The organism is Sphingomonas montana, assembly GCF_001956315.1.
GTDB lineage: Bacteria > Pseudomonadota > Alphaproteobacteria > Sphingomonadales > Sphingomonadaceae > Sphingomonas_R > Sphingomonas_R montana.
In genome coordinates, this window is record NZ_MOLY01000037.1 from 23794 (window position 1) to 36359 (window position 12566).

The 12566-nt window shown below is 68.4% G+C and carries 7 protein-coding genes; 1 reads left to right on the plus strand and 6 read right to left on the minus strand.

All coding sequences use genetic code 11. From position 1 onward, the window contains the following. Window positions 1–68: 68 nt before the first annotated feature. From BKY59_RS10580 to BKY59_RS10600, 5 genes are all read right to left on the minus strand, one after another. Window positions 69–4226, minus strand: coding sequence for a translocation/assembly module TamB domain-containing protein (locus tag BKY59_RS10580; protein ID WP_076071324.1), 4158 nt, complete (start codon window positions 4224–4226; stop codon window positions 69–71). Beyond that, window positions 4226–6271, minus strand: a complete 2046-nt coding sequence (locus BKY59_RS10585; protein ID WP_240500067.1) for an autotransporter assembly complex protein TamA — start codon at window positions 6269–6271, stop codon at window positions 4226–4228. The genes BKY59_RS10580 and BKY59_RS10585 overlap by 1 nt, the downstream gene beginning before the upstream one ends. Before the next feature lie 350 nt (window positions 6272–6621). Continuing rightward, window positions 6622–8883 (minus strand): xanthine dehydrogenase family protein molybdopterin-binding subunit, encoded by a 2262-nt coding sequence (locus BKY59_RS10590; protein WP_076071325.1) that lies wholly within the window; start codon window positions 8881–8883, stop codon window positions 6622–6624. A 14-nt stretch (window positions 8884–8897) separates the two neighbouring features. Next, entirely contained in the window at window positions 8898–9908 is a 1011-nt protein-coding gene (locus BKY59_RS10595) for an FAD binding domain-containing protein (RefSeq protein ID WP_076071327.1), read from the minus strand. Then, window positions 9905–10441, minus strand: coding sequence for a (2Fe-2S)-binding protein (locus BKY59_RS10600; protein ID WP_083672060.1), 537 nt, complete (start codon window positions 10439–10441; stop codon window positions 9905–9907). The genes BKY59_RS10595 and BKY59_RS10600 overlap by 4 nt, the downstream gene beginning before the upstream one ends. Window positions 10442–10632: 191 nt before the next feature. Between BKY59_RS10600 and BKY59_RS10605 the strand changes: the two genes are divergently transcribed. Next, entirely contained in the window at window positions 10633–11325 is a 693-nt protein-coding gene (locus tag BKY59_RS10605; protein ID WP_076071530.1) for a response regulator transcription factor, read from the plus strand. A gap of 233 nt (window positions 11326–11558) precedes the next feature. Here the strand turns inward: BKY59_RS10605 and BKY59_RS10610 are convergent, their stop codons facing one another. Beyond that, window positions 11559–12551, minus strand: coding sequence for a ferritin-like domain-containing protein (locus BKY59_RS10610; RefSeq protein ID WP_076071328.1), 993 nt, complete (start codon window positions 12549–12551; stop codon window positions 11559–11561). Window positions 12552–12566: the final 15 nt, after the last annotated feature.

Here is a 12566-nt window from a genome sequence, read left to right on the forward strand (position 1 = left end):
GGGTCTAGCATGCTTTCGTGACCCGATGTTTCAACCCTGCAATACCAAATCGAAACCGCCGCCCCGGCTCAGTAATTCTTCGAATAGCGCAGGCTGACGTTCGATCCGCCGAACGACCCGGTCGAACTCAGGATGCTCAGCGTCTTGGACAGGGCGATCTGCAGCTGCGTGGCGGTGAAACCGCGCGCGTCGGTGATGACCTCCACATAGATATCGTTGGAGATATACTGCCCTGCGGCCAGCGCCGTCCCGCGGCCGGCGGTCTTGTCCGCCCCCAGAATCCGCAACCGGTCGATGCCCGTGGCGGACCGCAGCTTGCCCAGCGGGTTCAGCCCGCCCCCACCCGATCCGCGCAGCGAATTGAGCGCGGCGGCCAGCTGGATCGCCTGCGTCGGCGACAGCGACGTGACCGAACTGCCGAACAGCAGGCGCGACAGTACCTCGTCCTGCGGCAGCGCAGGGGTGGAGGTGAACGTCACCTGCGGGTTCTGGGCTCGCCCACCGATGTTGATGATCGCCGTCACCCCATCGACCGTCGTCGTCGCGCTGATGTCCAGTTCCGGATCGGTCACCGTGCCGCCGTTGAACGTCACGTTGCCGCGCGAAATCTCGAACCGCCGGCCGGAGAAGGAATAGGTGCCGCGCACCACTTCCAGCTTGCCGACGACGCGCGGATCGGTCGCCGTACCGCGCACGCGCAGATCGGTCCGCCATTCCGCTTCCAGCCCCATGCCGGACACGAAGATGCGGTTGTCGGCCCGTACCCGGATATCGAGCTTCCAGTTGGACGGAACGGCACTCGCCTCGGTCGCCGCCACTGGCGGCGCATTACGCCGCCGGACACCTTCCAGCACAGCCACTTCGGACGCACCCTGATACACGATCTGGTATCGCACCTCCGGCAACGTCAGGTCGCCTTCGATCAGCGCGCCGGTCTGCGGCCCGTTCCGCACGCGCACCGTGCCCGACACGGTCGCGCCCAGCGCGTCGCTGCGCGCCAGTTGCGCCCGCGCCAGCGTCGCGCGCAGGTCGATCGGGAAACCGCCTGCTGCATCCAGCCCCACCGTGCCGCTGGCCGTCAGGTTGCCCGTACCGGCCCTGGCGGTCAGGCTGTTCAGCACGAACCGCGACTGGGTGAACCGCCCGTCGACCGCGATGGTCGACAGGACCGTGCCGTAGGTCTCGTTCTCATAGCGCAGCGCGTTGGCGCGCACGACGCCGGTCAGCGTCGGCTGATCGACCCGCCCGCCGAAATCGGCCGCGATCGCCACTGGCCCGGACACGGTCTGCCCGGCGATCCCGGTCAGCGTCCACAACACCTCCGCCGGGCCGCTGTAACGCACCCCGCCGGACAGCGGCGCGGACAGCAGCCGTTCGGTCCAGCTTTCCGGCCCGATCGACAACGGCGCCAGCCGCGCCTGCAATCGCCCGACGACCGCGCCGCCGCGCCGCACGATCGCGGCGGCCGACCCGCCGGCATCCGACAATCGGACCAGCGTTGCAATGTTGACGGGGTCGCTGATCGTCAGCGCGCCCGTCCGCGTGAAGTTCGCGATATCGACGCGTGCATTCAGCGTCGGCACGCCGGCATCGCCGATATAGTCCACCACGCCGGTCGCCTTGCCGCCCAGCCCAAGCCCCGGCGCGAACGCGCGCAGGATCGACAGATCCAGATTGCTCAACCGCGCCCGGCCGCGAATCAGGTCGCCATAGCTGCCCTCAACGACCACCTGGCCCTGCGGCAGTACGATCGTGGCGGGGGCCAGCATCCAGCCGGCCGCCGTCTTGCGCACGGTGGCGGGGGCCGCCAGCCGGAACGGGATGCCGTTGGCCGTCCCGCGCGCATTGGCGCGGATGACGTCGGGCGACAGCGCCGCCTGCATCGCGATGTCGAACGGCACGCCGCTGGTGCCCTTCGCAACGAGCGCCAGCGTACCGCGCCCGCCACGATAATCGACCCGGCCCTGCGCCCGGTCGACGGTCAGGCTGCCCTGCCGCACGCCGGTCAGCGCGAACCGCCCGTTCACCGCCGGCGCATCGGGATAGACGATCACCGATCCGCGGATCGTGCCGCCCGCGATCGTGATCGGCACGTCGCCCGGAATGCGGGCATTGCGCGCGGTCACGTCGACGTCGGCGCGCTGATGGCGCCCCGCCGCCGACAGCCGCACCGTCCCGTTCAACCCGGAGCCATTCAGGGTAAGCAGCCCGGCATACGGTCCCGCAGTGGTCGGCCGCACCGTGCCGCGCACGTCGATCCCGGCGAACCGCGCATTGCGGATGTCGTAGGACGTGCCCCCGGCACCCATGCGGATCAAAACGTCCGCGGCAAAGGGGCCATAGGCCGAATTACCGGTTGCGTTCACCTGATACCCGCCGGCCACCGCGACGACGTCCACCTGCACGCCGGTCAGCGGGATGCCGACATTCGGCCGCGTGGCCAGCACGCGGATGCGCGGGGCCGTGGCGGTACCGGCGACGATGACCGAAACCGGCCCGTAATCGGCGGAGACACCGGCGGCCCGGAACGCGATCGTCCCGTCGCTGCGATAGGATCCCTCGCCACTGGTGATGCGGAACTTGCGCGCGGTCATCCGGACGTTGCGGAACGTCGCAATGCCGTTCTCGCCATAACCGACGTCGGCGGTGATCGTCGCCGGCCCGCCCAGCGCCTCGCGCACCGACGCATTGTCGATCCGCTGCGTCGTCACGCGCACCTTGCCGCGAATGCCATATGTCCCGTCCGCGCCCGCCACGACATTGGCGTCGGTGACCAGGTTGATCCGGCCAAGCCCGTCGATCTGATAATCGTTCACCCGGCCCTTCAGCGCGCCGGTGTACCGCCCGGCCGCGATGTCCGCGACGACGATCGCGGTCGCATCGATCCGGTCCGACCGCAGTTTCAGATTGTCGGACAGCAACCGCCCCTTGGCATAGGCCAAGTCGCCATCGACGCGCAGGCCGGTCAGCAACCCGCCCGCCGCCGCGTTCAACCCCGCCACGCGCCGCGCGGTGGCATGCAGCGGGATCAGGATGCGGTCGGCATCGATCGTCGCGCGACCCTGTGCCAGCAATCCCTCCACGCCCGTATCACCGAACCCGATCGCCGCCGCCGTCACGCGGTACTGCACGGTCGGCGTCGCGAACGGCCCGTCGATCGCGGCGGACAGCCGCACGTCGCGCCCGCGCACGTTCGGCGCGATCGCGCCCGGTCGCAGCAGCCGCCCGTCGATCCGCAGATTGCCCAGGCGGCTGGTCCCCAAATCGACGCGACCCTGCCCATCGACCGCCAGCGCGGCGGACCGCACGGCAAAGCGCGTGTCGACGATCCGCTTGTCGAACGTCGCCATCATGTCGATGTCGGTCGCCGGCTCCACCAGCCGCGCGGCCGGCCCGGTCAGCATCAGGCCCGGCTGCGTCCGCCCCTTCGCCCGGAACGCGCCGTTCCGGCCCAGGATGTTCAGCGCCGCGATCGACCGTCCGCCAATCGTCGCCACCGCGCGCCCGCGCCAGTTGGCCCAGTCGCCGCGTCCGCCGACGTCCAGCGTCAACGGCTTGCCCAGCCCGGCATAGCTGTCGACCAGCCCCCCGGCCGGCGCGCGCAAACGCGCGCCCACCAGCAGACGGTTCGCCGCCGGCACCGCGTCCAGCACCAGCGCCAGCCGGTCGCCGCCCACGGTCCCCGGTTCGCGCAACGCGCCGGCATCCAGGTTCAGCCGCGCGCGCCCGTCGGCGATGTCCGCGGATCCCGCCAGCCGCACGATGCTGCGCTTGCCGGTCACCGGGGCCTCCAGCACCAGCCGGTCGACCGCCAGCCGCCCGATGGCCAGATCGATATCCGGCAGGATCGGCGCGTCCGGATCGGCCGGCACTTCCTTCAGTTCCGGCAGGCGCGACAGCGTGACGAGCGGCGCGTCAAGGCTGCGCACGTCGATCTTGCTGTGCAGATATTCGAACGGCCGCCAGTCGAGCGCCACCGTGGGTGCCCGCGCGAACACGCCGCGCGGATCGCTGATCGTCAGGTCGCGGATCGTCAGCTTGCCATAGAGCGAACCGTCCAGCCGCCCGACGCCGATGCGCAGCCCGGACGCGGTCTCGTACCCGTCCAGCTGCCCGCGCACGAAGTTCCGCCCCGGCGCGCTGTTCAGCCCCAGGACGAGCAGCAGCAGAAGCGCCACCAGCACGGCAACGACGATGGCCACCCATTTGACGATCCGCAGTGCCATCAGAATGCCTGCCCGATCGAGATATACAGGGCGATCTTGCTTTCGCCGCGTCGCCGCCCGATCGGCGTCGCCACATCGAGCCGCAGCGGACCGAAATTGGTATAATAGCGCCCGCCGATCCCCGCGCCGTAGCGCAGGCCGGACAGCGACGGGGTCGACCCCTCGCCCACGCGGCCCGCATCCACGAACGGCACGACGCCGAAATTGCCGAACCGGTATCGCGCCTCGATCGCGAATTCGGTCAGCGACCGGCCGCCGATCGGATCGTTGCTGGGATCCTTCGGCCCCAGCTGCTGATAGCCGAACCCGCGCACCGAACCGCCGCCGCCGGCGTAAAGCCGCCGCGACGGGGCCAGATCGTCGCGCGACACGCCGATGATCGACCCGGCCCGCGCCCGCGCCGCCACCACGATGCTCTTGCCGAACGGGACATAGCTGCTGCCCTCGACCAGGAACCGGCCATAGGTGTCGACCGCGCCCTGCAATGATGCCTCCGGGCTGACCCGTGCGGTCAGGCGGTATCCGCGCGTCGGGTCGAGCAGGCTGTCCGACCGGTCGTAGCTCAACTGCATCGGTAGCGCGCCGATCAGGTACGTCGCGCGGGTCCGCGCCGCGTCGCCCGGGTCGAACCGGCTTTCGTTGGTGCCGATCACTTCGGCGCCCACCGAATAGGTCCAGCGCTTCTGCCACAGCGGCGTCGACTGGCGCGACAGGCCGACCGACACGTTCACCGTCCGCGCGCTATACGCGTCGAAATCCTGGCGTGCGGCCCCGATCGACGCCTGGAACGTCCGGTCGCGCTGTCCGGCGTTCGATCGGCGGAACGTGGCGCTGGCGCCCTGCTGCTGCGTGCCGGCAACCACGTCGGTGATCAGCGCACCTTCGTCGGGGAACAGGTTGCGGTGCGTCCAGCTGCCCGTCACCTTGATGCCTTCTCCGGTGCCGTACCCGCCGCTGCCGGACAGCGACCGCGCCGGCCCCTTGCTCTGGTCCACGCGCAGATCGACGATCTCGCTGCCGTCCGCCGCAATCCGCCCGGTCCGCACGGGCTGCACCGCCACCGTCGAGAACAGGCTGGTCGCGATCAGCGCCTGGCGCAGGTCGTCCACCCGCCGGCTGTCGTAGATCTCGCCCGCGTCGAACCGCGCGAGCAGCGCGATATGGTCCGTCCCGAACACCGGGTCGCCCGCCGCCTGGAACCCCCCGAAGCTCGACCGCGGTCCCGCCGTGATCGGCAACGTGTAGGCGCCGACCGGCGCGCGGTCGTCCAGCACGATGTCGCGCGCGCCAACCTCTACGAAGGGATACCCCTGTTCCGGCAGGCGCAGCGCCACATTGGCCTCGCCCGTCAGGATATCCGTCGCCACAATCGGCTGACCGGTGCGCAGCCCCAGTGCCGACCGTGCCAGCACGGTCGGCGAAGGTTCCGCCCCCGTCACCGCGATGGTGCCCAGCGTGTAACGCGCGCCCGGAGTCGCCACGATCGCGACCTTCGCCTCGCCCTGTGCGGCGGGGGCCGGATCTACGGTCGCGGTCGCGATCCCGTCGTAAAAGCCTTCGGATTTCAGGATGCGTTCGACCAGCGCGACATCCTCGTCCGCGCGCGCGGTGATCTGCGCGGCGTTCGCCGCCTTGCGCCCGTCCTTCAGCAACGCCGACAGCGGCTTGAACCGGTCGTACAGGCCGAACTGCTCCAGCCCGGTCACCGTCACGGCATAGCGGATCGGCGGCAGTTCCGCGTCCGCCGCGGCACCCGGCGCGGCCGGCGGCGGCACGACGGACGCCGCGGCCAGCGGCGGCAGGGGCGCGGTCAGTTCCGGGTCCGGCGCGGTCGTGCCGGGAATGACCGGCACGGCGGCCGATGTTGCGGGGACCGGCGCGGCATCCGGCGCGGCTACGCTGTCCAGCGACGGCAGGGCGGCATCGAACTGGCTGTCGTCGAGCGGTATTGCCGGATCGGCCGTGGATGTGGGCGTGACGGCGACCGGTGCGACCACCTGCGCGGCGGCCATGCCGGCCAGCGCGAGCATGCTGGCACCGAACATCGCCCGAACCGGGACCGCATAACCGCACCGCTGCAAACGTCTTCTCCACCAACGCCGACAGTCGAGCGCGAACCGCGCGACCATGGCCAAGCGGACCGCCCCCCGCAACCCCGCTTGGGGTTAACGCCCCGCTTTGCTGGTCCGGCTGCGGCAGCGATGCACCACCCGGCCACATCCGCCTTCCGGCTACTGATCGCCATTTTCGCTTCATCCCGGCCTGCGACGGGATAATAATGCCTGACACTGGTGCTCGTAGTGTGGTGGCAAACTGGCCGAAGGGCATGAGAACGCCGCGGGACCAAAGGGTCCCGCGGCGTTCTCATGCCGATCATCACATGCGAACAGGCCGGTCAGTCGAGCAGCTTGTCAATCGTGATCGGCAGCGATCGGACGCGCTTGCCGGTGGCGTGGAAGATGGCGTTCCCGATCGCCGCGGCCGTGCCCACGATCCCGATCTCGCCCAGCCCCTTGATGCCCAGCGGCGACACCTCCGGGTCCGGTTCGTCGACGAATATCACCTCGATATCCTGCACGTCGGCGTGCGCAGGGATGTGATACTCGGCGAAATTATGGTTCATGAACCGCCCGATCCGGTGATCGGCCAACGTTTCTTCGTGCAATGCCATGCCGATGCCCATCACCACGCCGCCCAGGATCTGGCTGCGCGCCGTCTTCGGGTTGACGATCCGGCCAGCTGCGACCGCGCAGACGATGCGCGTCACGCGCACCACGCCCAGCTCTTCGTCCACCTTCACTTCGGCGAACACCGCGCTGTGCGTGTTCTTGGCCTTCTTCTTCATGCCAACCATCTCGGCGATCGACTCCAGTGGCCCCGGTGCCGCCGCCTCGGTCGCCACGATCTCCGACAAACCAGCGGCAGTCATCGCCTCACCATAACCGACCGACTTCGACGGATCGGCCGCCAGGATCATGCGGCCATCCTCGAACCGCAGTGCGTCCACCGCCGCACCACCCAGCGGATTGCCGTCCACCTTGGCCGCCGCCTTGGCCAGCTTCACGCGCACCGCATCGCACGCCACCTGCACCGCGGCCCCGGTCGATGCCGCCGTCCAACTGCCACCCTCGATCGGCGACGGCGGCAGGTCGCTGTCGCCCAGCACGGCAGTCACCTGCTCGGCCGGTAGGCCCAGCGCGCCCGCCGCGACCTGCGTCATGACCGTATAGGTGCCGGTGCCGATATCGGACCCGGCGGTCGCCACCTCCAGATGCCCGTTGGCGGTCAGCCGCGCGCGGACCGACGTCTTCTGGAACATCGCGTCCCAGATGCCCGTCGCAACGCCCCAGCCGACCAGTTCGGTCCCGTCCCGCATCGACCGTGGCGCGCGCCCGCGATCCGCCCAGCCGAACGCTTCCGCGCCCTCCCGATAGGCCTCGCGCAACGCCTTCGACGTGTACGGGATGTCGTTCATCTCGTCGCGGTCGCTATAGTTGGTCAGCCGCATGGCGAGCGGATCGACGCCCGTCTCGTACGCCATTTCGTCCAGCGCCATTTCGAACAGCGTCATGCCGGTCGCCGCCCCCGGCGCACGCATGTCGCCTGGCGTGTAGGTATCGATCGCGGTGATCGCCCAGTCCATCGTCGCGTTGTCGCAACGATAGGCCTGGCCACCCCAGTTTGCGATCGGCTCCATATAATCCTCGAACCGCGACGTCGGCGTCACCGCCTTCGAATAGATCGACTGCAACGCGCCGTCGTCGTTCGCGCCCAGCCGGATCGTGTGGCGACATTCGGACCGGTGCGTGAACGAGAACATCTGCTGCCGCGTCAGCACGACCCGCACCGACCGCTCCAGCATCTTGGCGGCCAGCGTCGCCAGATACACCTGATATTGCGGCCGCAGGCCGGACCCGAACCCGCCGCCCACATAGGGGTTCATCACCCGCACATTCTTCTTCGCGAAACCGAACACGCCGACCAGATAGGCCTGCACATTCTGCGACCCCTGAGTCTTGTCGTACACGGTGATGCGCCCGTCGCCGTGCCACTGTACGGTCGTCGCATGCATCTCCATCGGGTTGTGATGCTCTGTCCCAATATAATAGGACACGTCGACCTTGTTCGATGCGGCCGCGAACGCCGCTGCCTCGTCGCCGCGGTTCGTCGGCTCGACGAACGTGTCGCGGGTCTTCTTTGGCTTATACTCGGGCGACCGTTCGAAATCGGTCTGATGCGGCTCGACCGCATATTCCGCCTGCACCAGGCTCGCCCCATGGCGGGCATCCTCGAACGTGCGCGCAACGACCAGTGCGATCGGCTGCCCGCTGTACAGGATTTCGGCGTCGTAAAAGGCGCGGAACGGCGAACCCGGCGGTGCCACCTGATCCTGATACGCCTTGTCGAACCAGGCGATATGCGGGCGGTTCAGATGGCTCACCACCTCCACCACGCCGGGCGCGGCACGTGCAGCATCCGTATGCAGCTTCGTGATACGCCCCTTGGCGATCGCGCCGGACACCACCACGCCGTACAGCAGGTCGGCGACCGGATGTTCGGCGGCATAGCGCGCGCCGCCGGTCACCTTCATCTTGCCGTCCACGCGGCTCAGTGGGGAACCGATACCGATCGGCGCGTCATCATATTTCGTTGCCATATCTTCTCTCCCGCTTACGCGACGCGCTTGTCGATCTGCGACTGCGGCGTACCGTCCGCCGCCTGACGGCAGGCCCGCACGATCGCGCGCCGCGCCAGCCCGATCTTGAAATCATTCGAACCTTGCCCCTGCGCGCCTTCCAGCAACGCATGCGCCGCAGCCAGGAACGCCGACTGCGACGGCACTTCGCCGACCAGCAACCCTTCGGCGGTCTTCGACCGCCACGGCTTGTGCGCCACGCCGCCCAGAGCGATCCGCGCTTCCGCGATACGCCCGTCCTCGATCCGCATCACCACCGCGACCGACACCAGTGCAAAGGCGTAGGACAACCGGTCACGCAGCTTCAGATAGGTGTAGTGACCGGAGAAATCCTCGTCCGGCAGGTCGATCGAGGTCACCAGTTCGCCCGGTTTCAGCATGTTGTCGCGCGACGGGTCCTCCCCCGGCAACCGGTGATAATCGCCGAACGGGATCGCCCGGTCGCCCAGCGGCCCGGTGACGTTCACCGTCGCGTTCAGCACCGCCAGCGCAACGCACATGTCCGACGGGTGCGTTGCGATGCACGCCGGACTGGTCCCCAGGATCGCGTTCACCCGGTTCACGCCGCCGATCGCCGAACATCCGGTGCCGGGCTCGCGCTTGTTGCACGCGGTCGTGTTGTCGTAGAAATACAGGCACCGCGTTCGCTGGTTCAGATTGCCGCCTGCCGTCGCGACATTGCGCAACTGCGGGCTTGCCCCGGCCAGGATCGCACTTGCCAGCACCGGATATTGCGCCTCGACCCGCGCATCCCACGCGGTGTCGCTGTTCGTGGCCAACGCACCGATCCGCAGGCCGCCATCCTGCGCCTCGATCGCGTGCAGCGGCAGCCGGTTGATGTCGACCACCCGCACCGGCCGCTCGACATTCTCCTTCATCAGGTCGACCAGGTTGCTGCCCCCGGCCAGGAACCGGACACCGCGCGCATTGCCGTCGCGCACCGCTTCCGCCACGTCGGACGGGCGGTCGTAACCGAACCGGATCATCGGGCGTCCTCCCGGTCCTGCACCGCTTCGATCGCATCGGCGATGTTGGTATAGGCGCCGCAGCGGCACAGGTTGCCGCTCATATTCTCGCGTATCCCTTCGCGCCCTTCGGCCCTGCCCTCGCGCAGCATCCCGATCGCCGAACAGATCTGACCGGGGGTGCAATAGCCGCACTGGAACGCGTCATGATCGATGAACGCCTGCTGCATCGGATGCAGCGTATCGCCCGTCGACAACCCCTCGATCGTCTGCACGTCCGCCCCGTCGCGCACCACCGCCAGCGTCAGGCAGCTGTTCACGCGCTTCCCGTCGACCAGCACGGTGCAGGCGCCGCACTGCCCATGGTCGCAGCCTTTCTTGGTGCCCGTCAGGTCCAGCCGATCACGCAACAGGTCGAGCAGCGTCACCCAGGGCGGGATCGAGAAATGCTCGGCCCTGCCGTTGACGGTCAGGTCGATGGAAATCAGCCGTTCGGTGGAGTTGGCTTGCGGATCGGCAAGGGTGGTGGTCAATTCGGCCTCCGGCGTCGTCATCTTGGGATATTTCGGTCAGCGGGCGGGGACCGCTTTCGTTCCCCCGCCGCTACCGTACCAACACGATTTGACGCACGGCCATCGACAGCCTGACTGGCGAGCGCGTAAAGCGCCGCGGTGGACACAGCCGCCCTATCCCGCGCACCGGCATGGCCCGGCGACACGCCCCCGCCCGCACCGGGCGTGTCCGCATGACCGCCCCGAACCGCGTCCTGGTGGTCGATGACGAACCCGCGATCCGCCGGCTGCTGCGCACCGCACTGGAACGTGTGGGTCATGCCGTGTCGGAGGCCGGCGATGCCGCCACTGCGCTCGCCGTGTTGGCCACGGATCGGCCGCAGGTCGTTCTGCTCGACCTGGGACTGCCCGATCGCGACGGGTTGGAACTCATACCGGTCCTGCGCGCGCGATCGGACGCCACGATCCTCGTCGTCTCGGCCCGCGACGCGACCGATCTGAAAGTCGCCGCGCTCGATCTGGGCGCCGCGGACTATATCACCAAGCCGTTCGATACCGACGAACTGCTCGCCCGCGTCCGCGCCGCACTGCGTCACCGGCTCGTCGCCGGTGGCGGGCGGACGAGCGTCCGGGCCGGCGCGCTGCTGCTCGACCTGCTCGACCGCCGCGTCCTGCGCGACGATAAGATCGTCCACCTGACGCCGAAGGAATATGAGGTTCTCGCCGAACTCGCGCGCTATCCCGGCCGCGTGGTAACGCACGCCCATCTGCTGCGGACCGTGTGGCCGCACGATACGGACGGCCAGGTCGGCTATCTGCGCGTCGTCGTCCGCAACCTGCGCGGCAAGCTGGAACCCGACCCCGCCGCGCCGACCCTCATCGTCAACGAACTGGGCGTCGGTTACCGCCTGATGGGCGCGGATTAGAATGTCGCAACATTAGCCCCGTCCGTTTCCCCGGTTCCGTTTGGTTCGAGCCTGTCGAGAACCCGGCGCGAGGTTCTCGACAAGCTCGAACCAAACGGGGCTGGGACCGAATAAATCCATTAACTCCGGTCGCGACTTGGATCCTGCTGGAACGGTGAGGGCAAACCTCACTCCGAGACAAAAAAGGCCCCGCCACCCATCAGGATAGCGGGGCCTTCTTCAGACGAAGCGGATCAGTTGGCGGTGCTGGTCCGGATCGTGCCGTTCAGGCCCGACGGGAAGAACCCGCCGGACGAGGCGGCGGCGCGCGTCAGATAGACGATGTTGAGCACCTGACCCGTCGTCCGGCTGAATGCCAGACCATTCGCATCGGTCGGCACGATGTTCGATGCCGTGCCGATCGCGCGGATGCCCTGGTCGATGTCGGTCGCACCGTCCAGGCTGTCCCGCGCGTTCGAGATCGACTCGGTCGCGGCAATCAACGACGGCGTCGCAAGCCCCTTGCGGTACAGGACCGTACGGATCAGGCCCGCATGATAGGCCTCTGCCGCCAGGATGCCGGCCGCTGCTTCGGTGAACGTCTTGTTGGAAATCAGCGATGCCGCGCCCTTGTAGGCGGACACGCCGACATCTTCGAAGATGAACGCGCCGAGCAGAAAATTCTCGTCGGTGGCATAGGGATCGAACAGCGAACCTGCACCGGTGATGAGGCCGGCGGCACGCGCCGCGGACGAGAACGCGCCGGTCGCGCTTGCCGAGATATCGAGCGCCGGCTGACCGACGGTGGCCGTACCGATCACGCTGCGCAGGAAACGCACATGGTTGATCTCGTCCTGCGCGATTTCCAACGCATAGGCGGCGACGAGCGGATCGGTGAACGTCACCTTCCGGCCGCCGGTCACGACGCCGGTGCCGCCAATGCCGCCGGTCAGGCTGGCGTCCAGCCCGGTGCCGAAGGCGGCGTAGGAGTAGAACTGCGCCTCCAGATATTCCAGGTTCAACGCGAAGTTCAGGATGTCCTGATCCGGAACCGTCGCACCGACGGGGGCCGGGGTCGGCGTCGGGGTTGGCGTACCGGCCGGGTTGCTGCTGCCACCGCACGCGCTCAGCAGCGATGCGCCACCGAGCACGACGGCGGCACTGCCCGCCATCTTGAAGAATTCACGGCGTTCGCCGCGCCGCTTGACCCGCAGATCCAGGGCCTCGATCATCTTTTCGCTATTCATCGGACTATCTCCGCA

What these genes read in the sequence shown, in the direction of transcription:
- BKY59_RS10580 (WP_076071324.1), bottom strand. Translation starts at nt 4,226, where the DNA reads ATGGCACTGCGGATCGTCAAATGGGTGGCCATCGTCGTTGCCGTGCTG.
- BKY59_RS10585 (WP_240500067.1), bottom strand. Translation starts at nt 6,271, where the DNA reads ATGTTCGGTGCCAGCATGCTCGCGCTGGCCGGCATGGCCGCCGCGCAG.
- BKY59_RS10590 (WP_076071325.1), bottom strand. Translation starts at nt 8,883, where the DNA reads ATGGCAACGAAATATGATGACGCGCCGATCGGTATCGGTTCCCCACTG.
- BKY59_RS10595 (WP_076071327.1), bottom strand. Translation starts at nt 9,908, where the DNA reads ATGATCCGGTTCGGTTACGACCGCCCGTCCGACGTGGCGGAAGCGGTG.
- BKY59_RS10600 (WP_083672060.1), bottom strand. Translation starts at nt 10,441, where the DNA reads ATGACGACGCCGGAGGCCGAATTGACCACCACCCTTGCCGATCCGCAA.
- BKY59_RS10605 (WP_076071530.1), top strand. Translation starts at nt 10,633, where the DNA reads ATGACCGCCCCGAACCGCGTCCTGGTGGTCGATGACGAACCCGCGATC.
- BKY59_RS10610 (WP_076071328.1), bottom strand. Translation starts at nt 12,551, where the DNA reads ATGAATAGCGAAAAGATGATCGAGGCCCTGGATCTGCGGGTCAAGCGG.